The following is a 21,800-nucleotide window of genomic DNA, read 5'->3' on the forward strand; positions in this document are numbered from 1 at the left end:
GAGGTTTTAGCGTAGGTAGGCTGCGTTGCAGCAAACAGCTCGAAATCTTGCTCCTCGGAGGCGAATCGTTGCAGATGGACGCCGTCGACCAGCGAATCATTGCGTTGCTCGTTGCGGACGCCCGCGCTTCGTACGCCGACATCGGGGCCCGGGTGTCACTGTCCGCCCCCGCGGTGAAGCGCCGGGTGGACCGATTGCGCACGGCCGGGGTGATCAAGGGATTCACCGCAGTGATCGAGCCGGCCGCGGTGGGGTGGACGACCGAGGCTTTCGTGGAGCTGTTCTGCACCGGGCGGACCACGCCGGCGCAGATCACGGTGGCCACCCGGCGGCATCCGGAGGTGGTCGGCGCCTACACGGTCTCCGGGCAGGCGGATGCCCTCGTGCACCTGCGTGCGGCCGATATTGGTCACCTGGAGCAGGCGCTGGAGCGGCTGCGCGCCGAGCCGTTCGTCACCTCGACGCGCAGCATGGTGGTGCTGTCCCGCCTGGTGGAGACACCGACCGCGGTGCCGGCGCTGCCGGATTGACAGCGCCGGGCCGGTCGTCGAACTAGAGGTACATCCCGGTGCGGTGGTCGTCCTCGTTCTTCGGCGGGGTGGGCTTGTCGCCCTCGCCGAAGAAGCGCTTGCCGCCGAACTCGCCGTGCAGCCGATCGTCCAGCTCGTCGGCCAGACCGGTCATCACCTGCACCGCGAGCATCAGGTGGACGGCCTGGAAGTTGCGGCCGAAGACCGGGATCGACGCCCAGACCGTGTCCTGCGCACAGTAGAGCCGGCCGATCGGCATCCGGTTGGTGAGCTCGGACAGCTTCACGTAGAGCTGCTCGGTCGGCTCGACCTCGGTCAGGATCGGCGAGAAGACGTCGACCAGCGGCGGATTGTCCCGGACCCGGACGAACACCATCGCCGAGCCGGCCCGGATGCCGATGTCGCCGTCCGTGTCGACCTGGAGCTGGTCGACCGTGGTCTTGGACATCGTGGAGATCACCGTGCGGACCCGCTCCTCGAGCGGCACCTCCTCGCCGGTGACCTCGCCCAGGAGCTCCTCGTCGGTCAGCTCGGTGGCGGAGGTGATCTGCTCCAGGCCGGGCTCCTGCCGCGCGGTGGCCAGCGGGCCGGCGTCGAGCGGCTCGTCCTCCTCGTCGTGCACGAGGTAGACCAGGAAGGCCGGGTGCGGAGCCCCGTAGACGTCACGCAGCGTGCGGGAGACGGTGGCGGCCACCGCGGGCGCCTTGGCCTGCTCCGAGCGCAGACCGAACGCGTCGCGCGAGCCGGCCAGCACGCCGGGCGGGGACCAGCCGAGCGCGACCATGTCGGCGACCGTGGCCCGGTCCATCCGGAACTCGGCCGGCAGCCCGGCGTTGCCCACGGCGAGCGCCTCGAGCACGCCGGCCGGCAGCACCCGGAGGCTGACCGAGTAGACCGCGGTGCCGGTGCCGGACGCGGTCGGGTCCAGGGTGAGGTCGATCTGGGCGCCGGACGGCAGGCTGGACAGCATGCCGGCCAGGGCACTGGCGAACTCGCGCCACGCCTCGGTGACCTTGGCCCGTAGGTCGGCCGTGGTCGGTTCGTCGAGCAACACGCTCTCGGGCGTGTCGCCCGCCGGGATCTCTGCCGTCATGATCGCACCTCCATCACCGTCACCCTATCGAGAGCGGCCGTGCTGTAAACGCCCGTCTCGGGTTCGGTTCCCGGGTTGCGCGTTTTCCCTGCTCCCGTGCCTGCCGTCGGGTTCGCCGCGGTTCGTCCGAGGGGCGCGTCCGAGTGCTTCCGGGCCCCGGCTCCGACGGCGGATTCCGGGCCCCGGCTGTGGCTGCCCGGGATGCCCGCTTTCAGCCCTCGGTCCCTGGCCGGGGCCTCGCGCTCGGGCTCGCGCTTTCAGCACTCCGGCGGCGCGGGCAGTTACTCCGGGCTGGCGCTTTCAGCCCTCAGTCGGCTCGGGCCCGCGCTTCAGCCTTCAGCTTTCGGTCGGCTCGGGCTCGCGCTTCCAGTCGAGGGCCAGGGCGGTCACCCGTTCGGCGACCTCGGCCGGGTCCGCTCCGCGGCCCACCGCCAGCCCCATCAGGTAGGCCGTGACCGGCGCCCCCGGACGGATCACGTTGTGTGCCACGTCCCGCGCCATGTCCAGCACCGCCTTGACGGCCACGTCCTCCGGCAGCACGCCCAGCTCCGCCCCGGCCGCGGCGACCCACCTGTCCAGCTCGTTCACCGCGCCCACTCCTCGGCCGTGCGCAGGTCGTCGTCGGTGTCACAGTCGAACCACGGCGGCGGGCCGGGCCGGCGCCAGGACACCTCGGCCACCCGCAGCTCGCCGATCAGCTCCCGCACCGGCGCGCCGTGCAGGCCACCCCGTTTCGCGGCGAGCCGGTCGATCGCCGCACGCAGCGCCGCCGTCTTCCACACCCCGCACAGGATCTGCAGCCGCCCGTCGGTGTCCCGGTAGACCGCGCCCTCCATCGGCGCCGACTCCACCGTCAGGCGCAGCACGTCGATCGCCTCACCGGTGAGGAACGGCAGATCGGCGGCGAGCAGAGCGGTGTAGGCGATCGGCCCGGGGACCAGCGCGAGGCCCGCCGCGGCGGCCGCGACCGGACCGCCACCGGGTGGCTCCTCCCGGGTCACATGCACCGGAACCGGCAGGTCAGAGGGGACACGACCGACCACCACACGCGGGTCGGCGTCGTGCACGGCGGCCAGTACCCGGGTCAGCATCGACTGGCCGGCGACAGCCAGAGTCGGCTTGTCCGCACCGCCCATTCGCCGCGCCGCACCACCGGCCAGCACCACCGCCGCAAATCCCCCCACGTGAGTACCGTATCCCGAGCGACCCGCAGGCGTGTCCACGCGCTCTTGTTGTTCCCGGTTAGGCGGCGTGTGCGGGGACCCGCTCCCGGGCCGGACGCGGTTGCCGGGACGTCTCCGGGCCGGCGCCGGATTCGGCGAACGTGGCGTTCTCGGCAAGCTCCTCGGGACCCGGCCGCAAGCTCCCGCAGTGGCGTTTCCGCCATCACCTCCACCAGCGCCGCCAGCACCCCGAACTCCCGCGGCGGCGGTTCCGCCAGCACCCCGAACTCCCGCGGTGGTGTTTTCGCCGGCGCGACGTAAGCTCCGGCCATGGGCAGGAGCACGACGCGGCGACCGGTGGTCCGCATCGATCTCGCCGGCCCGCCGGGCAGCGTGCGGCGGCCGGACGAGCTCGCCGCCGAGGAGCCGCTGGAGATCCGGGTGCGCAAGCAGCCGCTCGCGGTGACCATGCGCACCCCCGGGAACGACATCGACCTGGCGATGGGCTTCCTGCTCAGCGAGGGCATGATCGCCGTCGCCGAGGACGTGACCACCGCGCAGCTGTGCGCCGGGACGGACACGCCGAACACCTACAACGTGGTGGACATCGTGCTCGGCGCGCACGTGCCGCCGCCGCTCACCGATCCGACCCGGAACTTCTACACCACCAGCTCGTGCGGGGTCTGCGGGAAGGCCAGCATCGACGCGGTGCGGACCAAATCGCGCTTCGACGTGACCGGCGACCCGTTGCGCGTGCCCGCCGCCACCCTGGCCGAGCTGCCCGGCCGGCTGCGGGCCGCGCAGCGCACCTTCGACCGGACCGGGGGCCTGCACGCGGCCGGGCTGTTCACCGCGGCCGGCGAGCTGCTCGTGCTGCGGGAGGACGTCGGCCGGCACAACGCCGTGGACAAGGTGCTCGGCTGGGCGCTGCGGGAGGGTCGGCTGCCGCTGACCGGGCACGTGCTGATGGTCTCCGGGCGGGCCAGTTTCGAGCTCACCCAGAAGGCCTGGATGGCCGGGCTGCCGCTGCTCGCCGCGGTCTCCGCCCCGAGCACCCTCGCGGTCGAGCTCGCCGACGAGGCCGGGATGACGCTGGTCGGCTTCCTCCGCGGGCAGACCATGAACGTTTACGCCGGCGTGGAGCGCGTCACAGTCTGACCACACGACATCCCCCTGTCGGCCACTCGTCGTATCCATTTACCTTCATCCATGCCAGCGCGGCATCGACATGCAGCACTGCCGCCGGATCCGGTGGCGCCGACCGGGTCCCACCCGGCCGGCGCTCTCATCGGTGCCCCCGGACCCGCAGCATCTGCGGTGACAGGCCGAAGCCCAGCACGTTGTGCAGCAGGCCGGCCAGCTCGTGCCGCGGCTCCTCGGCCAGCGCCCGGTCGATCGCGACCCGGGCCAGCGAGCCCCGCCCGGCCTGCCACGCGGTGAAGCCGAGCAGGCAGGCCGGCGGCGCCACGTAGGCCGGCTCGACCCGGCGCAGCACGTCGGTCCAGAGCCGGATCCGCCAGTCGTGCGCGGTGGCGGCCCGGTCCAGCGCGAAGTCCTCCACCGACCGCTCGACCAGCAGCGCGCCGAGCCAGGCGATCTCGTCCGGCTCGAGCGAACCGCCGGAGCGGTAGCACTTCTCCGCCGCCCGGACCGCGAGCCGGCCCTGTTGGCGGACCAGCCGCCCGTACCGTTCCGCGGTCAGGTCCTCGGCGATCAGGTCGGTGAAGCGGCGCCGGGCCCGCTCGGTGGCCCGGACCATCTCGGCCCGCTCCGCCCCGCCGACCGCGGCCACCTGCGCGGTCAGATCCTTCCGGCTGGGCAGCGCGACCTGGCCCTGGAAGGTGGCCTCGGCGGCGATCACGCTGTCCCCCGGCAGGCAGGGCGTGCCCTCCGGCGGACAGCAGGACGGATCGCTGCACAGGTAGGACCACCAGCGGTCGTCGCTGACCCGCATCACGTCGAGCACCTCGAGGCCGCGCCCACGCACCGCCTCGGCGCTGCGCAACACCGCCGGAAGCACCCGGGGCGGCGGCCCGTAGCCGACGATGGCCACCAGTTTCGACCGCTGCCGGGCGACGGCGGCGGCCACCTCGTTCGCCGCGACCCGGACGTCGGCCTCGGTCCAGTCGGGCGGTGGCAGGTCGTGGCAGACCGCGAACTCGATCCGCGAGCCGATCAGGCCGACCGTGGCGACGCTGTGGTGCGGGTGATAGCCGAGCACGAACGGGACGATCGCGATCAGGTCGGCGGGGGTCCGGACGGCGAGGCTGCAGTTGGCTGTCATGCCGGGCAGCTTGGCCCGGTCCGCGCGCTCGGCGAGTGCCTTTCTCGGCGCCTGTGGACAACTCGTCCACAGGCGGGGGCGCTTCGGTCAGTTACGGAAGGGCAGACCCTGCAGCTCCAGGCCCTCCTGCTGCCAGGCGTGGGCGTGCCGGTCCAGATCCATGGTGAGCTCGATCGAGGAGACCACGTCGTAGCCGGCGGCGTGCAGGCTGCGGATCGCCTCCACGTTCCGCGACGCCGGCGAGATCGTCAGCGAGGTCATGCTCCGCTTCTTGGCCTCGGCCGCGACGTGTTGCAGCAGCTTGCGGCCGACCCCCTTGTGCCGGTGGGTGACCGTGACGATCACCGGCTCGACCTCGCCCGCACGGTTTCGCATGATCAGGCCGACCATGCCGATCACCCCGTCGTCGGCGTGGTCGGCGACCCACAGGCCGCTCAGGTCGAGGCGGGTCAGATACTCCTCGAAACCGGCGCCGCCGTCGTCGTCGAGCTCGCCGTACATCTCGTGCTGCTGACGTGTCAGCTCAGCCCACAGCCGCCGGCCCGCGGAGTGGTCAGCCGGGCGGTACGAGCGCACTGCGACAGGGGCCATGCCGACATTTTGCCTCTGAAATGGGATGTCCGTCACCCGAAGCGCAAGATAACCGGGTGGACATGGCGTATCTGCGCGCGCACCCGGAGCATCTCCCGACATTCCTTACCCATCAACGGATCCGGGAGACGCCGCTGCGTCGTGGGGTCAGTTCGGCTGCGCGGTTGACGCTGGACGATGGGGTGTCGCTGTTCGCGAAGTCGTGGCCGTCCGGTTCTGATCACGCGCCGCCGGGGCCTGCGGCTGCTGCTGACGGGCCCGCGGACCGCACGGCTTCCGCCGCTGGTGCGCCGGATGGGTTCTTCGCGGCGGAGGCGGCCGGGTTGCGGTGGCTGCGCGGGGCCGGGGCTGTCGCCGTACCCGAAGTGATCGTCGCTCTTCCGAATTTGATCGCGATGGAATGGGTGGAGCCGGGCGACGTGGGCCAATCGGCTGCGGAGACTTTCGGACGCGGCCTGGCGGCGCTCCACCGCAGCGGCGCGGAAACTTTCGGCGCGCCCTGGGCCGGCTGGATCGGACCGCTGCCGCTCGACAACACGCCGTCCGACGGACCCTGGTGCTCCTGGTTCGCCGAGCGTCGACTGCTTCCCTACCTGCGGATTTCTGCCGATCAAGGTGCGCTTTCCGGCGCCGACACCGCTCTGGTCGAGGAGATCATCAAGACAATTGATCGGTACGGGGTGGAGGAGCCGCCCGCGCGAATCCATGGTGATCTGTGGCCCGGAAATCTCCTGTGGGGAGCGGACGGGCGTGGGTGGCTCGTCGATCCCGCGGCACACGGCGGTCATCGGGAGACCGATCTGGCGACGATGTCGCTGTTCGGCGGGGTGGAGCGGCTGGACGTGATCCTCGGGGCCTATCGGGCGGAGTGGCCGCTCGCGGACGGGTGGCAGCGGCGCGTGCCGCTGCATCAGCTGCATCTCCTGCTCGTGCACACGGCGGCCTTCGGCGCGGGCTTCCGTGGTGCCGTGGTCTCGGCGGCGCAGGCGATCCTACGCGGCTGAGCCGGCCGGCCGATTCGTCATCCACAGGCGGCCTGCCGGGGCCGGGCAACGCTCGTGCCGTTGTCCACAGGCCGCGTCCTGGGGCTGATCCAGGGGCGGTGTCGTTGTCCACAGGCCGCGTGCCGGGGCTGACGCGGTGGTGTCGTTGTCCACAGGCCGAAACGGCTTGCGGCAACTTGGCGGCGGAGCGGCTAGATTCGATTTGTGAGCGAGACGAGGAGATCAGCCGAGCGGGGCCGGTGGCAGCCGTGATCAAGCTCGCCGATCGCTTCGGCCGAGTCGCGACCGATCTGCGCGTCTCCCTCACCGACCGCTGCAACCTGCGCTGCACCTACTGCATGCCCGCCGAGGGCCTGGCCTGGATGCCCCAGCCCGAGCAGCTCACCGACGACGAGGTGGGCCGGCTGGTCCAGGTCGCGGTCGAGCGCCTCGGCGTCACCGAGATCCGGTTCACTGGTGGCGAGCCGCTGATCCGGCGTGGCCTGGTCGGCATCGTCGCCGAGGCGGCGCGGCTGAGTCCGCGGCCCAGGCTGTCGGTGACCACCAACGGCATCGGGCTGGAGCGGCTCGCGGCAGGGCTACGGAACGCCGGGCTCGACCGGGTCAACGTCTCGCTCGACACGCTGGATCCCGACCGATTCCGCACACTGACCCGTCGCGATCGGCATGCCGACGTCCTGCGCGGGATGCGTGCCGCGGCCGAGGCCGGGCTCACCCCCGTCAAGATCAATACGGTGCTGATGCGCGGGGTGAACGACGACGAGGCTCCGGCGCTGTTGCGGTTCGCCCTGGAGCATGGATATCAATTGCGCTTCATCGAGCAGATGCCGCTGGACGCTCAGCACCAGTGGGATCGGCACACGATGGTGACGGCCGAGGAGATCCTCGCCGCGCTGAAGCCCTTCGATCTGCAGCCCGACGATGTTTCACGTGGAACGGCTCCGGCCGAGACTTGGCTGGTCCCGGGGCACGTGGACGCGGCCGGCCAGCCGGCCCGGGTGGGCGTGATCGCGAGCGTGACCCGGCCGTTCTGTGGAGACTGCGACCGGACCCGGCTGACCGCGGACGGTCAGGTGCGCAACTGCCTGTTCGCCACCGAGGAGAGCGACCTGCGGAAGTTACTGCGGGACGGGGCACCGGATGCCGAGATCGCCGAGGCCTGGCGGGTGGCGATGTGGGGGAAGCGGGCCGGGCACGGGATCGACGATCCGGCCTTCCTGCAGCCGGCCCGCCCGATGTCCGCCATCGGGGGCTGACCGTTGCTGATCGTTCCGTCCCACGCTGCCGCCCGGGGGCGCGCCGTGCTGACCGTGCCGTTTCCTGTGATGACCTCGGCCGTCCGGTTTGCGGGCTGCGCCGTGCTGACCGTTCCGTTTCCCGGGGTGGCATGGGCCGTTCGGTTGGGAGCTGTGTCGTGCTGACCGTTCGCTACTTTGCGGGAGCTCGTGCTGCGGCTGGGGGTGTTTCGGCCGAGGAGGTTGCGGCTGATTCGCTGGAGGGCCTGGTTCAGGTGCTCACCGATCGGCACGGGGAGCGGCTCGGGCTGGTCCTCAAGGCTGCGAGCTTCCTGGTCGACGGGCTGGCCTGCCACGATCGGCGGGCCTCGCTGCCGGTCGGTGCGACTGTGGACATTTTGCCGCCCTTCGCCGGCGGCTGATCTCGCTTGGATCGCTTGAGCTGAACCCCGGGCGCCTCCTGCCCGACGCCCCGAGCCGGCCCGGCACGACCCAGCGCTGCCCGGCCTGCCACCACGGGCTCGCTATCGCGTCGCTCAGTGTCGCTCGGTCCGGCGCCACCCTGCCGGCGCCACCCTGCCGGCGCCACCCTGCCGGCGCCACCCTGCCGGCGCCACCCTGCCGGCGCCACCCTTCAGGGCACTGCCCGGCTTTGAACTGGGCTGACCTCGTGGTTCGCGTTTTTGTCGTACCCCTCGGGCAGGATTCAAGCCAGTCGGGAAGCCCGAGGTTTTCGGGGCGGATCGCATCGACACGGGGATGATGCGCGCTGCCCTGAGCCCCTCGGGCAACCCGTCGCAGGCGCGGCGAACTGCTTCAGGATGGCTTCCTTGCCGCAGTGGGGCCGGGCTGACTCGGCGCGTTGGCACCTGGCTGGCTGAGGAGGTTCTGACCTACCGGGATCGGGTTGAGTCGGGCCGCCCGGGCCGTCGTCCCTCCGGTGCGGCAACACCGGCGGGGCGACGGGTCCGGGCAGCGCACGACGCCGTCGAGGGGGTGGCGTGGTGTGTGGCTTTGGCCGGGCCGGGCCGGGCCGGGTTGATTCTGGTTGTCGGAATTGGGCTGCTGGCTTTGGCTGGGCCGACGGCGGGCCGATGGCGGGGCGGCGGGCGGCCGACGGCGGCGCGGCGGCGGGCGGCGCGGCGGCGGCGGGCGGCGCGGCGGCGGGCGGTGGCGCGGTGGATTGGTTGGGGTGGCTGTGGTGGGGCTGAGGGTGCGGTGGGTCAAGGGCTCGGAGTCGGGGAGACTTGGGGCGGCTTGGGGCGGCTGTCCCGGGGAGGTAGGGAGTCTTGGTGGCGTTCGTCGCGGTGATCCTGGTGGTCATCGGCCTGGTGCACTTCTATCTGTGGAAGCGGCTGGTTCGGGAGACCGTGCGTCCGGGCTGGGCTCGGCGACTGGGTGCGGTGGTGGTCGGTCTGCTCGGGCTGCTCGTGCCGGCGACCCTGATCGGGGTGCGTGCCGGGTATGTCGAGTGGCTCGCCTGGCCCGGGTACCTGTGGATCGCGCTGATGTTCTACCTGCTGATCAGCCTGGCCGTGCTGGAGATCCCGCGGCTGGCGCTGCGATTGCTGTGGGTGGGCAAACGACGTACCGAAGAAATCGCGGAAGCGCTCTCGGACCGCGACGGGGCAGCGGACGGTGAGTTGCAACCGGCCGGGTCTGTTGCGGTCGTCGCTGAAAGCGACGTACCGGTGCCGGTCGGCGGGAAAAGCGCTACCAGCCCGGCCGAGGCGACCAGCGCCAACGTCAGCAGCACGGCAGGCCAGAGCAGCATGGGCGACCAGGCCGGCCAGCGCAGCGAGGGCGGCGAGGCTGCGGCGACGGGCGCGGGCGGCACGGCCGGCCAGAGCAGTGGCGGCGAGGCTGCGACGACTCGCGTGGGCGGCACGGCCGGCCAGAACGGCGTTGGCGGCGAGGCGGCGGCGAGTGGTGTGAACGGCCCGGCCGCTGCGGGCGGCGAGGCGGCGGGTGGGGTTGATCGGCGGCTGGTGCTGGCTCGTGGGGTGGCGATCTTTGCCGGGCTGACGGCGGCGGGGGTGACCGGTTACGGGGTTCGGACCGCGACCAGCGCGCCCCGGATCGATCGGGTGCAGATTCCGATCGCGAAGCTGCCGAGGGCGATGGACGGCACCCGGCTGGCCGTCGTCTCCGACATTCACCTCGGGCCGCTGACCGGAATCGGGCACGCCCAGCGCATCACCCGCGTGATCAATTCGGTGAACGCGGACGTGGTGTGCGTCGTCGGTGACCTTGTGGACGGCACTGTCGCGGAATTGGGACACCTCGCCGAGCCGCTGCGGGGGATCGAGTCGCGGAGGGGCGCCTTTTTCGTGACCGGCAACCACGAGTACTACTCCGGCTTCGAGCCGTGGATCGAGGAGGTCACCGAGCTCGGCATGCGCCCGCTGCGCAACGCGCGGGTCGAGATCGACGGGCTGGACCTGGCCGGGGTCAACGACCTGGGCGGGGAGGCCTACGGCGACGCGGCCGACTTCGGCAAGGCGCTCGGCGACCGGGACACCAACCGGCCGGTGGTGCTGATGGCGCACCAGCCGCTGGCCGCGAAGGACGCCGCGCCGTACGGCGTCGATCTGCAGGTCTCCGGGCACACCCACGGCGGCCAGATGGCGCCGTTCAACCTGCTCGTGAAATTGCAGCAACCGGTAGTCTCCGGCTTCGGGCGGGTGGACGGCGTGCCGGTTTACGTGACCAACGGCGCGGGTTTCTGGGGCCCTCCGGTCCGCGTGGGCGCGCCGCCGCAGGTCACGGTGGTCGAACTCCGCGTGGCGTAACTCATCAAGATCGGTAAGTGTGTTTGAGCGTGGCGATTCGTGGCGGAACCGACGGCCGTGACAGGATGCGAGACGTGGAGGTCAGCCCGGAAACGTACGTTGCCGACCTACACATTCACTCGCGCTATTCGCGCGCCTGCAGTCGTGATCTGACCCTGCCGAACCTGGCCTGGTGGGCCCGGCGCAAGGGCATCGCGCTGCTGGGCACCGGTGACTTCACCCACCCGGCGTGGTTCGAGCACCTCAGGGAGAGCCTGGACCCGGCCGAGCCGGGTCTGTTCCGGCTGAACGACGAGGATCCGGTCACCAAGCGGCTGCCCGGCTCGCTCAAGGGCACCACGCCGGCCCGGTTCATGCTGAGCGTCGAGATCTCGACGATCTACAAGCGGGACGACCGCACCCGCAAGGTGCACCACCTGCTCTACGCGCCCGACTTCGAGTCCGCCGCGCGGATCAACACCGCGCTGGGCCGGATCGGCAACCTGACCGCGGACGGCCGCCCGATCCTCGGCCTGGACTCCCGCGACCTGCTGGAGATCACGCTCGAGGCCGGCGGCTACCTGATCCCGGCGCACATCTGGACGCCGTGGTTCTCCGCGCTCGGCTCGAAGTCCGGCTTCGACGCGATCGCCGACTGCTACGCCGACCTGGCCGAGCACGTCACCGCGGTGGAGACCGGCCTGTCCAGCGACCCGGCGATGAACTGGCGGGTCTCCAGCCTGGACCGGTACCGCCTGGTCTCGAACTCGGACGCGCACTCGCCGGCCGCGCTGGCCCGCGAGGCCACCCTGTTCACCGGCACCCCGGACTACTTCGCGGTGAAGGACGGCGTCGGCCTGGCCGGCACCCTCGAGTTCTTCCCGGAAGAGGGCAAGTACCACGCCGACGGCCACCGGCTCTGCGGCGTGAACTGGGAGCCGGAGCGCACCCGCCAGGCCGGCGGCCGCTGCCCGGAGTGCGGAAAGCCGCTGACCGTCGGGGTGCTCAGCCGGGTCGAGGACCTGGCCGACCGCCCGGAGGGCTTCACCAAGGACACCCGGGTCGAGCACCTGATCCAGCTGCACGAGATCCTCGGCGAGATCCACGGCGTCGGCCCCAAGTCGAAGACGGTCGACTCGCAGCTCACCCACCTGGTCACGACGCTCGGCGCGGAGCTGGACATCCTGCGGAAGGTGCCGGTCGACGAGATCGGCAAGGCCGGCGGCGAGGAGCTGCGCGAGGCGATCACCCGGCTGCGGCGCGGCGACGTCCGGCGCGTGCCGGGCTACGACGGCGAGTACGGCGTGATCACCCTCTTCGAGCCCGGCGAGCTGCGCAACCGCAACAGCGCGCCGCAGGTCGAGACGCTGTTCGACATGTTCCCGGTGGAGAAGCCGAAGGCCCGGCCGGAGACGGCCGCGCCGAAGAAGCCGAAGACCACCAAGGAGAAGCCGGCCCCGCCGCCGATCGCCCCGCCGCCGAGCCCGCACGAGCCGTTCGAGCCGATGCTGGCCGGCATGGAGGAGGTCGGCACCGGCCTGCTGGACCGTCTCGACGCGATGCAGCGGGTGGCCGCGTCCGCGCCGGGTGGTCCGCTGCTGATCGTGGCCGGCCCGGGCACCGGCAAGACCCGGACGCTGACCCACCGGATCGCGTATCTCTGCGCCGAGCTGGGCGTCTTCCCGGAGCGTTGCCTGGCGATCACGTTCACCCGGCGGGCCGCGGCCGAGCTGAAGGAACGCCTGGAGAACCTGCTCGGCGACGTCGCCGAGGACATCACCGTGGGCACGTTCCACGCGCTGGGCCTGACCATCCTGAAGGAGAACGCCAAGGCGGCCGGGCTCGGCGCCGGCTGGCGGATCGCCGAGGAGCCGGAGCAGAAGGCGGCCCGGGAGCAGGCCGGTGACGACGACACGGCGTACCGGAAAATCCTGCGTCAGCAGGATCTTGTCGACCTGGACGACCTGATCAGCGTGCCGGTCGCACTGCTGCGCGAGGACACCGCGCTGGTCGAGAGGTACCGCAAGCGCTGGCAGTGGATCTTCGTCGATGAGTACCAGGACGTCGACGACCTGCAGTACGAGCTGCTGCGGCTGCTCTCCCCGGCGGACGGCAACCTGTGCGCGATCGGCGACCCGGACCAGGCGATCTACTCGTTCCGGGGCGCGGACGTGCGCTACTTCCTCCGCTTCAACCAGGACTTCGTGGACGCCCGGCTGGTCCGGCTGACCCGCAACTACCGGTCGTCGGCGCCGATCCTGGCCGCCGCGGTACAGGCCATCGCACCGTCGACACTGGTCAGCGGCCGCCGGCTGGACCCGGCCCGGCTGGACCCGGAGGCGGCGCTGGTCGGCCGCTACCCGGCGCGCAGCGTGGCGGACGAGGCCGACTTCGTGCTCCGCACCATCGACGAGCTGGTCGGCGGGCTCTCCCACCGGTCGCACGACTCGGGCCGGGTGGACTCGCGCGGGGCGACCTCCGGCACGCTGTCGTTCTCGGACATCGCGGTCCTCTACCGCACTGACGCGCAGTCCCGCCCGATCCTCGAGGCGCTGTCCCGGGCCGGGGTGCCGGTGCAGAAGCGCTCACACAACCGGCTGCGGGACCGGGCCGGCGTCGAGGTGATCGCCCGCGAGCTGCGGCACGCGACCGGGCAGGTGGGCACGCTGGCGGCGCGGGTCAAGCTTTCCGCACAAACCCTGGCCCAGAGGTACGCGACCCCGACGCTGGACGGCGGGCACATCGCCCCGGAGGACATCTGGACGGCGGCCGACCTGCTCACCCCGCTGGCCGAGCGGGTCGGCGACGACCTGCCCCAGTTCCTGCAGCAGTTGGAGACGGGCGCCGAGGTGGACGCGCTGGACCCGCGTGCCGAGGCGGTAAACCTGCTCACCCTGCACGCCGCCAAGGGCCTGGAGTTCCCGGTGGTCTTCCTGGTCGGCTGCGAGGACGGGCTGCTGCCGCTGCGCTGGCCCGGCTCCGCCCCGACCGACGACGAGATCGCCGAGGAGCGCCGGTTGTTCTTCGTCGGCCTGACCCGGGCGCAGGACCGGCTCTACGTGAGCTATTCGGCGAAGCGGTCGCGGCACGGCAGCGAGCGGGAGCAGCAGCCGACCCCGTTCCTGGACGTGATCGACTCGGGCCTGTTCGAGCGACTGGGCGAGTCGGCCCGGGCCAAGCCGAAGGATCGCCAGCTCAGGCTGCTGTGATCAGCCCGGCCACGGCGCCCAGAAGGAGCGCCGGGCCGAACGGGAAGACTCGGCGGCGCCGGGTGGCCAGCAGCACGACGGCCACTCCGGCGCCGATCACGTGGGCCGCGACCAGGCCGGCGAGCACCGCCGGCCACCCGCCCGCGAGCCCGAGCAGCATCGCCAGGACCGCGCCCAGCTTGACGTCGCCGAGGCCCAGCCCGTCCCCGGGCAGCAGCGCGACGAGCAGGTAGCCCGCCCCGACCAGCACCCCGGCCACCAGGCCGGACCCGATCCGCCCCGGCGCGAGCAGGGCCAGCGGCACCCCCGCGCCCAGGGCCAGGCTCGCGACCAGTGGATCGGGCAGCCGCAGCGACCGCAGATCGATCAACGCCAGCAGGACGGCCGGGACTCCGCCGAGGACACCCGCCATGATCATCAGTAGTGACGACATGAGCGGGAAAGGTAACGGTCCCGGCGGTCAGGCGCAGGTCGGGTTGTGGACAACGGGACAGAACCGTCCACAGAGCGCGGCGCACGCTACCGTGACATGCGGCATGCAAGCCGAGGAGGATCCCCCGATGTCGCACAACGGCCCGTATTCCGGCCCGCCCTGGTCGGGCGGTCGGCCCGAGGAGCCGTACGCGGAACCCTCCGACCCGTGGGGAGACCACCGGAGCGATCCGGCCTGGGACGTCCCGCAGATCCCCCACCAGCAGTATGCGGGCTACCAGCCGCCGGCCCCGGTGCCGTCACCACCGCCGAAACCGCAGCGTGGGTTCGCCGTCGCCGCCTTGATCGCGGTGCTCAGCGTGCTGGTCGGCGGCGGGCTGGCGACCACGGTCTGGTTCCTGGTCGGTCGCGACGACCAGCCGGCGACCCCGTCCGCCGCGACGTCCACCGCGGCGAACGTGGCCCGGCCGCAGACCAGCGCGGACGCGCGGTTCGCCACGAACGGGCAGTGCGTCCGGAACGAGGGCACCAACACCGAGCCGCAGCTGAGCATCGTGGCGTGCGCGGCCAACACGTACGAGGTGCTGAAACGCTTCGACGGGAAGACCACCGGCGAGAAGGACGCGGTGGTCAAGTGCGCCAAGGTCCCCGGTTACACCAAGTGGTACTACTACGACACGGAGTATGACGACGTCGACTTCGTGCTGTGCCTGCGGGAGTACCAGGAGAAGTAACTCTGAGGGCCTCTAGCGAACTCTAGCCAGAATCCTAGACAGCTTTAGAGCGACATATCGAGCGGACTCTAGCGTTCGTCCTAGATGGCCCGATACGGTGCTACGTCATGGATCCGGTGCGGAACCCGTACGCTCCCGGCGCCGGTCAGCGCCCACCCGAGCTGGCCGGGCGCAGCCGTGAGCTGGGCGCCTTCGACGTCGTGCTGGAACGGGTGGCCCGCGGCCGCCCGGAACGCAGCCTGGTGCTCACCGGCCTGCGCGGCGTCGGCAAGACCGTGTTGCTCAACACGCTGCGCTCGGCGGCGATCGGCCGCCTCTGGGGCACCGGCAAGATCGAGGCCCGGCCGGACCAGTCGCTGCGCCGCCCGGTCTCCGGCGCGCTGCACATGGCGATCCGCGAGCTGGCCCCGCATCATCGTGACCCGGAGCGGGTCGACGACGTGCTCGCCGTGCTCAAGGCGTTCGCGCTGCGGGCCAACGACTCCGGCTCGAAGCTGCGGGACCGCTGGGCGCCCGGGATCGACGTGCCGCCCGCGCGGGGCCGGGCCGACTCCGGCGACATCGAGATCGACCTGGTCGAGCTGTTCACCGACGCGGCCTCGCTGGCCACCGACGTGGGCACCGGGATCGCCCTGTTCATCGACGAGATGCAGGACCTGAGCGCGACCGACGTCTCCGCGCTCTGCGCCGCCTGCCACGAGCTCTCCCAGCTGGGCGCGCCGCTGATCGTGGTCGGCGCCGGGCTGCCGCACCTGCCCGCGGTGCTGTCCGCCGCCAAGTCGTACTCCGAGCGCCTCTTCCGGTACCAGCGGATCGACCGGCTGGACCGGGACGCGGCCGACCTGGCGCTCGGGGTGCCGGCCGAGCGGGAGGACGTGGACTACGACCAGGAGGCGCTCGACCTGCTCTACGAGAAGTCGGGTGGGTATCCGTACTTCGTGCAGGCGTACGGGAAGGCGACCTGGGACCACGCGCCGCAGTCCCCGATCACCGCGGACGACGTCCGGGTGGCCGCGCCGGAAGCGGAGAGCGAGCTCGCGGTCGGCTTCTTCGGCTCCCGGTTCGAGCGGGCCACCCCGGCCGAGCGGGAGTACATGCGGGCGATGGCGGCGCTCTCCAACGATCCCGGCAACGACATGGACGCCGCGGTGCCGACCTCGGAGATCGCCATCTCGCTCGGTCGCAAGCCGGCCAGCCTGTCGCCGGCCCGGGACGCGCTGATCAAAAAGGGACTCATCTACTCCGGGGGGCGGGGCACGGTCGCGTTTACCGTGCCGCACTTCGGCCGTTACCTCCGTACGCAGCCGGTGTGATCTTCGCCGGACGGGTATAAGGAATTCATGAAGCCCGTCCGCACCGCCGCCCGAGCCATGCTCGCCTCGATCTTCGTGATCAGCGGAGTTCGCGTGCTGATCAAACCCGGCGAGGGCCGGGTCCAGGCCGCCCGCCGGATCACCGACCGGTTCACACCGCTGCTGGAGAAGGCCGACACCCGCCTGCCCACCGACCCGGAGACGCTGGTCCGGATCAAGGCCGGCACCGACGTGCTGGCCGGACTGGCGCTGGCCACCGGGCGGTTCACCCGGCCGGCCGCCGCGGTGCTGGCCGCCGGGCTGGTGCCGACCACGCTCGCCGGGCATCCGTTCTGGGCGGTGCCCAAGGACCGGCGGGCCGACCAGCAGACCCACTTCCTGAAGAACCTGGGGCTGCTCGGCGGGCTGCTGCTGGCGGCGGTCGACACCGAGGGCGAGCCGGGTCTGCGGTACCGGACCTCGCACGCGGTCGATCGCGGTCAGCGGTCGCTGAGCCACGCGGTGGACCGGTCGCAGCGCTCGATCAACCACGCGGTCACCCGTTCGCGCCGGGAGATGCGGCGTGCCGTCCGGACCGCGAAGCGCGAGGCACGGATCGCCGCGCTGTCCGCCGGCGCCGCGCGGAAACTGCCGGGATAAACCCCTCCGGTGTGAGGTAGCGCACCTCTTGTGCGCATCCGGAATGTACTAATTGTCCGGATAACAACCTGCGCGCGGCCCCGGCGTTAAAGCGGACGAGGGGCCTCTTCCGGTCGGCTACAACCTGCCCCCGTGCTGGTGGCAGGCCGTGCCGTGCCCGGAGGACAAGACGGGGGTCGACCATGCCGGTGATCCGGAGCCGCGCGCTTCGCGCTGCGCAAACCAGGTCCGTGCTGGTCGCGCTCGGCGGTCTGGTCACCCTCGCGCTGATCTCCATCGCGCTTTCCCGGTACGGCCTGAGCACGCTCGCCATCACCCACGCGGCCGTGCGGGAATGGCTGGGCGGGGCGGAGCTCTACGCCTACCGCGAGCCGTTCACCCAGGCCGGCGCCGCCCTGCCGCCCGCCCTCGCGATCCTCCTCGCACCCCTCGCCATCCTGCCCCTGAAAGCGGCCGGCTGGCTGCTCGCCCTCGCCGGCCTGGCCGCACTCCTGCTCTCCTCGGTCGTGCTGACCGCGCCGATCGCCCGGCGATACGGCCGGCGCCGCACCCCGCTCGCGCTCGCCGTCACCGCGCTCGCCCTGTTCACCGAGCCGGTCCGGGCCGCCATCGGCGAAGGCCGCCCCGAACTGCTGCTGTTCGGCCTGATCCTCGCCGACCTGGTCGCGCTGCGCCGCTCGCTGCGCTGGCCGTTCTGGCCGGCCGCCGATCACGCCGGGCCCCTGCGGGACCGGCTCCGGCAGGGCTGGGTCGCCGGGTCCTGGGCCGGCGTCGGCACCGGACTGGCCGCCGCGTTCGGCGTCACGCCACTGTTCTTCCTGGCCGGACTGTTCGTGTTGCGGCAGCGGCGGGCCGCCCTCACCGCACTGACCACCTGCGTGACGGTGACGCTGGCCGGGCTGCTGTTCGCTCCGCGGGACACGATCACCTGGTTCAGCGAGACGCTCTGGGAGATCAATCGGATCGAATCCCTGAACGCCGCCGGGAACCAGGCCATCGCCGGGGTGCTGGCCCGGCTCTACGGGTTTCCGGCGCCGCCGGTCCTGGTCTGGCTCGCCATCGGGACCCTGGTGCTGGCGGTCGGCCTGGTCCGGGCCCGATCCGCGATCCTGGCCGGGGACGAGGTGGCCGCGTTCACGCTGATCGGGCTCGCGGCCGCGGCGTTCGGGCCGATGACCACGCCGGCCGAGCTGATCTGGCTGATTCCGGCGCTGCTCGTGCTCGCCGACGGCGCGCTGCGCCGCCGGGCTTGCGCCCGGACATCCCGCCACTCGAGGTTCGCCGAGATGGTCCGGGCCGTCTCGGCAATTTGCGGGTACGCGCTACTGCTCGCCGCGCCGACGACGTTGCTCCCGTGGAACGGCTACGCCCTGGCCCTGATCCTGCTGATCACAGCCCTGCCCTGGCGCCCATCATCGTCACCCGCCGAGCCGACCCACCCGCACCGGCGCATCGCCGCCATCCCCGTCCCCCGCGCCTACCGCCGCTAACCACCCGGCCCCCACGCCTACCGCCGCCAGCCCACTCGTCCCCCACGCCTATCGCCGCTAGCCACCCGTCCCCGCGCCTATCGCCGCTAGCCACGATGAGTGTCGCCGACCCGCCAGGTGCCCTCCGGCCCCCAGGGGCGCCAGCCCGCCAGGGGTCGCTGGCCCGCCATCAGCCGTCGGCGATCGGGGCTGCTGTCAGGCGGGCGCGATTAAGGGCAATTCACCCATTCTTCTTCGCCGTCCGTGAAGACCTGGCGTTTCCAGATGGGGAGGCGGGCCTTGGCCTCGTCGACCAGGCGGGCGCAGGCTTCGAAGGCGGCGGCCCGGTGGGCGGTGCTGACCGCGGCGACCAGAGCTACGTCGCCGATCGCCAGGGTGCCGATGCGGTGGGAGACGGCGACCGCGTAGACGGCGGGGTCGGCGGCGATCTCCTCGGCTACCTCGCGGAGGACCTTGGCGGCTGACGGGTGGCCCTCGTATTCGAGCAGGGTGACGCCTCGGCCGTGGTCGTGGTCCCGGACTACGCCCTGGAAGGAAACCACGGCGCCGGCTCGGGGGTCGGCTACCGCGGCCTCGTGGGCGGCCAGGTCCAACGGCGCGTCCCGGACCTCGACCAGAGCAACCCCATCCCGAGCAGCCGCCGACGCGGAAACATTCGACGAAGTCGCGGCGGACGGCGCGGCTGCAGCAGACGGCGCGGTTGCAGCGGGCAGCGTGGCCGCGGCAGACGGCGCGGTTGCAGCGGGCAGCGTGGCCGCGGCAGGTGGCGCGGTTGCAGCGGGCAACGCGGCCGTGGCAGGTGGCGTGGCTGCGGCAGGTGGCGTGGCTGCGGCTGGGGATGCCAGGGGTGGAGTGGGTGCGGGCTTTGTCGGGGTGGGCTGGTCGGGGGTCACGGTCGCTCTCCAGGGAGGAGCGGGAGGGGCAGGAACGGGACCGGGTCGCCGGCGCTGATCTTGGTGCCGGGGCGGACGACCGCGAAGCCGTGGGAGTTGGCCAGGCCGCGGAGCATTGCCGAGCCGACGTGGCCGACCGGGGTGGCGATCCGGCCGGTCGGGTCGAGGGCGGCCAGGGCGAGGTGGGTGTCGCGGCCGCGGCCGGGGATCGGGGTGGCCGCCTCGACCAGCGGCAGGTCGGTCCGGAACGGACGGCCGGCGAGGCCGGCGAGCAGCGGCGCGACCAGGCTGATCAGGGCGATCACCGCGGACTGCGGGTTGCCGGGCAGGCCGGCCAGGAAGCGGGGGCGGCCGTCCGGCCCGGGGACCCGCGCGAGCAGCATCGGGAAGCCGGGGCGGACGCCGACCGTGTTGACCACGTATTCCGCGCCGAGCTCGGCCAGCGACGGGTGCAGGTGGTCGACCGGGCCGTGCATGGTGCCGCCGGTGGTGCAGACCACGTCGGCGGTCGCCAGGGCGGCGCGGATCGCGTCGAGGTGTGCGTCCAGCGTGTCCTTGACCGGGCCGTCGACCGAGGTGACCGTGGCGCCGCAGCGGCGCAGCCAGGACGGGACCTGCGGGCCGAGCGAGTCACGGACCCGGCCGGCGCCGGGCGGGCCGGCGGTGAGCAGCTCGTCGCCGAAGACCAGGACCGCGGCGCGGGGCGACCGGCGGACGGTGAGGAATTCATATCCGCAGGTGGCCGCGACGCCGATGACGGCCGGGTCGACCGGCGTGCCGGCGGGCAGCAGCTCCTCGCCGAGGGTCGCCTCCTCGCCCGGCAGGCGCCACTCCGGGACGGGCCGAGGAGCACCGCTGACCAGCCCGTCTGGACCGGTGGTGGACTCCTCGACCCGGATCAGCGCGGCCGCGCCCGCCGGGACCATCGCGCCGGTGGCGATCTCGACGCAGGTGCCGTCGGTGGCGAGCGGCGGCGGCGTGCTGCCGGCCAGCACCCGGCCGACCGGGCGCCACGGGCCGTCGCCGCGGACCGCCCAGCCGTCGATACTCGAGGTGGGGAACGCGGGCAGGGCGGTGAGGGCGCGCAACGGCTCGGCCAGGGTGCGGCCGTCGCCCTCGGACAGCGGGATCCGCTCGGCGCCGGCCGGGGCGGCGAGACCGGCCTGGTAGGCCAGCTCGCGAGCCTGCTCCCAGCCGACCGGGATGTTCTCGTCAGCGCTCACCGGTCGAGCCTAATGGTCCCCGCCGCGGATCTGGTCGACCGTGTGGGAGAGCAGTGCTCCTAGGACAGCAAGTCCGTCTTTCGCGCCGCCGGTGGAGCCGGGCAGGTTGACGATCAGGGTGCGGCCGGCGACCCCGGCGAGACCGCGGGACAGGGCGGCGGCCGGGACCTTGTCGCGGCTGTGCGCGCGGATCGCCTCGGCGATGCCAGGGATCTCGAAGTCGAGCAGGCCGCGGGTCGCCTCCGGGGTGCGGTCGGTCGGGGTGACCCCGGTGCCGCCGCTGGTCAGGACGACGTCGACGCCGTCGGCGACGGCCGCCCGGAGCGCCTCGGCGACCGGGTCGCCGTCCGGGACGACGATCGGGTCGCCCACCTCGCAGCCGAGCTCACGGAGGCCGGCGACGAGGCGGGGGCCGCTGGTGTCCGCGTAGACGCCGGCCGCGGCGCGGTTCGACGCGACGATGACGCGCGCCCGGATGGTCGTCACGGGCGGTCCTCCGGCCGTACCCAATCGCCGGTTTTTCCGCCTTCTTTGCGTAGCACGCGGACGTTTTCCAGGCTGGCCGCGGGATCCACCGCCTTGATCATGTCGATCATCGCGAGGCCGGCCGTGGCCACCGCGGTGAGCGCCTCCATCTCGACGCCGGTGCGGTCCGCGGTCTTGGTGATCGCGGTGATTTCCACCACATCGTGGCCGAGGGCCAGATCGACCTTGACCCCGTGCAGCCCGATCGGGTGACACAGCGGGATCAGGTCGGGAGTCCGCTTGGCGCCCATGATCCCGGCGAGGCGGGCGACCGCGAGCGCGTCGCCCTTCGGTAGGCCGTCCGCGCGGAGGAGCTCGATCACCTCGGGCGTGGTGCGGACCGCGCCGGCGGCGACGGCACGACGGTCGCTCACCGCTTTCGCGGACACGTCGACCATCCGGGCGGCGCCGGTCTCGTCGACGTGCGTCAGATGAGTTTCCTGGGGCATACCGGGAGCTTATAGAGCGATAGGGGAACGCGCGTTCGCGTCGGGGCCGGATCGGCTTCACACTTTGTCCATGCCGGCTCCGTAGTGTTCCGGCACTGGCCAGAGGCCCTGTGATGACAATGAAAATTGTATTCGCCAACATATTAGACATTGCATTCCGTCGCCATTCGGAAACTGTCCGTGACTGCTCTCCGGGCTCTTTCCGCATTATGCTCATACCGA

Annotated in this window: 21 protein-coding genes; 11 read left to right on the forward strand and 10 right to left on the reverse strand. The window is 72.2% G+C overall.

Annotated elements, in window-relative coordinates; genetic code table 11:
• The first annotated feature begins 68 nt into the window (after window positions 1-68).
• A complete protein-coding gene (locus L3i22_RS52910) occupies window positions 69-530 on the forward strand; it encodes an Lrp/AsnC family transcriptional regulator (protein WP_221324904.1) in 462 nt (153 codons plus the stop codon).
• 22 nt (window positions 531-552) lie between these two features.
• Here the strand turns inward: L3i22_RS52910 and L3i22_RS52915 are convergent, their stop codons facing one another.
• The 3 genes from L3i22_RS52915 to L3i22_RS52925 form a co-directional block, all read right to left on the reverse strand.
• A complete protein-coding gene (locus L3i22_RS52915; RefSeq protein WP_221324905.1) occupies window positions 553-1,623 on the reverse strand; it encodes a YbjN domain-containing protein in 1,071 nt (356 codons plus the stop codon).
• Window positions 1,624-1,959: 336 nt separating this feature from the next.
• On the reverse strand, window positions 1,960-2,211 hold the full coding sequence (locus tag L3i22_RS52920) for a DUF6457 domain-containing protein (RefSeq protein ID WP_221324906.1): 252 nt from the start codon (window positions 2,209-2,211) through the stop codon (window positions 1,960-1,962).
• Complete coding sequence (locus L3i22_RS52925; protein WP_221330601.1) at window positions 2,208-2,789, reverse strand: NTP transferase domain-containing protein; 582 nt, start codon at window positions 2,787-2,789, stop codon at window positions 2,208-2,210. The genes L3i22_RS52920 and L3i22_RS52925 overlap by 4 nt, the downstream gene beginning before the upstream one ends.
• Before the next feature lie 327 nt (window positions 2,790-3,116).
• Between L3i22_RS52925 and fdhD the strand changes: the two genes are divergently transcribed.
• Window positions 3,117-3,944, forward strand: a complete 828-nt coding sequence (gene fdhD, locus L3i22_RS52930; protein ID WP_221324907.1) for a formate dehydrogenase accessory sulfurtransferase FdhD — start codon at window positions 3,117-3,119, stop codon at window positions 3,942-3,944.
• A 127-nt stretch (window positions 3,945-4,071) separates the two neighbouring features.
• On the opposite strand, the gene L3i22_RS52935 is transcribed toward fdhD, so the two are convergent.
• Both L3i22_RS52935 and L3i22_RS52940 read right to left on the reverse strand, forming a co-directional pair.
• The gene (locus L3i22_RS52935; RefSeq protein WP_221324908.1) at window positions 4,072-5,070 is read right to left on the reverse strand and encodes a DUF4192 domain-containing protein; all 999 of its coding nucleotides are present in this window, start codon (window positions 5,068-5,070) and stop codon (window positions 4,072-4,074) included.
• An 87-nt stretch (window positions 5,071-5,157) separates the two neighbouring features.
• Window positions 5,158-5,661, reverse strand: a complete 504-nt coding sequence (locus L3i22_RS52940; RefSeq protein ID WP_221324909.1) for a GNAT family N-acetyltransferase — start codon at window positions 5,659-5,661, stop codon at window positions 5,158-5,160.
• Between the two features lie 56 nt (window positions 5,662-5,717).
• Here L3i22_RS52940 and L3i22_RS52945 point away from each other — a divergent pair, with 56 nt between their 5' ends.
• The 5 genes from L3i22_RS52945 (at window position 5,718) to L3i22_RS52965 (ending at window position 13,880) form a co-directional block, all read left to right on the forward strand.
• Entirely contained in the window at window positions 5,718-6,665 is a 948-nt protein-coding gene (locus L3i22_RS52945) for a fructosamine kinase family protein (protein WP_221324910.1), read from the forward strand.
• A 239-nt stretch (window positions 6,666-6,904) separates the two neighbouring features.
• Window positions 6,905-7,921 (forward strand): GTP 3',8-cyclase MoaA, encoded by a 1,017-nt coding sequence (gene moaA / locus L3i22_RS52950; protein ID WP_255657820.1) that lies wholly within the window; start codon window positions 6,905-6,907, stop codon window positions 7,919-7,921.
• Window positions 7,922-8,052: 131 nt separating this feature from the next.
• Complete coding sequence (locus tag L3i22_RS52955) at window positions 8,053-8,322, forward strand: MoaD/ThiS family protein (RefSeq protein ID WP_221324911.1); 270 nt, start codon at window positions 8,053-8,055, stop codon at window positions 8,320-8,322.
• A gap of 870 nt (window positions 8,323-9,192) precedes the next feature.
• On the forward strand, window positions 9,193-10,692 hold the full coding sequence (locus L3i22_RS54255) for a metallophosphoesterase (protein WP_255657821.1): 1,500 nt from the start codon (window positions 9,193-9,195) through the stop codon (window positions 10,690-10,692).
• A 65-nt stretch (window positions 10,693-10,757) separates the two neighbouring features.
• Window positions 10,758-13,880, forward strand: a complete 3,123-nt coding sequence (locus L3i22_RS52965; RefSeq protein ID WP_221324912.1) for a UvrD-helicase domain-containing protein — start codon at window positions 10,758-10,760, stop codon at window positions 13,878-13,880.
• Here the strand turns inward: L3i22_RS52965 and L3i22_RS52970 are convergent.
• Window positions 13,867-14,313, reverse strand: a complete 447-nt coding sequence (locus tag L3i22_RS52970; RefSeq protein WP_221324913.1) for a prepilin peptidase — start codon at window positions 14,311-14,313, stop codon at window positions 13,867-13,869. The two genes, L3i22_RS52965 and L3i22_RS52970, sit on opposite strands and share 14 nt — an antisense overlap.
• Before the next feature lie 103 nt (window positions 14,314-14,416).
• On the opposite strand from L3i22_RS52970, the gene L3i22_RS52975 reads away from it, so the two are divergent.
• The 4 genes from L3i22_RS52975 (at window position 14,417) to L3i22_RS52990 (ending at window position 18,488) form a co-directional block, all read left to right on the forward strand.
• Window positions 14,417-15,046 carry a hypothetical protein gene (locus tag L3i22_RS52975; protein WP_255657829.1) on the forward strand — a complete coding sequence of 210 codons (630 nt, stop codon included), beginning with the start codon at window positions 14,417-14,419 and terminating at the stop codon, window positions 15,044-15,046.
• A 107-nt stretch (window positions 15,047-15,153) separates the two neighbouring features.
• On the forward strand, window positions 15,154-16,359 hold the full coding sequence (locus L3i22_RS52980; RefSeq protein WP_221324914.1) for an ATP-binding protein: 1,206 nt from the start codon (window positions 15,154-15,156) through the stop codon (window positions 16,357-16,359).
• 27 nt (window positions 16,360-16,386) lie between these two features.
• Window positions 16,387-16,998 carry a DoxX family membrane protein gene (locus L3i22_RS52985; protein ID WP_221324915.1) on the forward strand — a complete coding sequence of 204 codons (612 nt, stop codon included), beginning with the start codon at window positions 16,387-16,389 and terminating at the stop codon, window positions 16,996-16,998.
• A gap of 230 nt (window positions 16,999-17,228) precedes the next feature.
• Window positions 17,229-18,488 carry a glycosyltransferase family 87 protein gene (locus L3i22_RS52990; RefSeq protein ID WP_255657832.1) on the forward strand — a complete coding sequence of 420 codons (1,260 nt, stop codon included), beginning with the start codon at window positions 17,229-17,231 and terminating at the stop codon, window positions 18,486-18,488.
• 209 nt (window positions 18,489-18,697) lie between these two features.
• On the opposite strand, the gene L3i22_RS52995 is transcribed toward L3i22_RS52990, so the two are convergent.
• From L3i22_RS52995 to moaC, 4 genes are all read right to left on the reverse strand, one after another.
• Window positions 18,698-19,105 (reverse strand): molybdenum cofactor biosynthesis protein MoaE, encoded by a 408-nt coding sequence (locus L3i22_RS52995; protein WP_221330604.1) that lies wholly within the window; start codon window positions 19,103-19,105, stop codon window positions 18,698-18,700.
• Window positions 19,106-19,377: 272 nt separating this feature from the next.
• Window positions 19,378-20,604, reverse strand: a complete 1,227-nt coding sequence (locus tag L3i22_RS53000) for a molybdopterin molybdotransferase MoeA (RefSeq protein ID WP_221324917.1) — start codon at window positions 20,602-20,604, stop codon at window positions 19,378-19,380.
• A 9-nt stretch (window positions 20,605-20,613) separates the two neighbouring features.
• Entirely contained in the window at window positions 20,614-21,114 is a 501-nt protein-coding gene (locus L3i22_RS53005; RefSeq protein WP_221324918.1) for a molybdenum cofactor biosynthesis protein B, read from the reverse strand.
• Complete coding sequence (gene moaC / locus L3i22_RS53010) at window positions 21,087-21,578, reverse strand: cyclic pyranopterin monophosphate synthase MoaC (protein ID WP_221324919.1); 492 nt, start codon at window positions 21,576-21,578, stop codon at window positions 21,087-21,089. The genes L3i22_RS53005 and moaC overlap by 28 nt, the downstream gene beginning before the upstream one ends.
• Window positions 21,579-21,800 lie beyond the last annotated feature (222 nt).

Origin of the sequence: Actinoplanes sp. L3-i22 (genome assembly GCF_019704555.1) — a bacterium.
GTDB lineage: Bacteria > Actinomycetota > Actinomycetes > Mycobacteriales > Micromonosporaceae > Actinoplanes.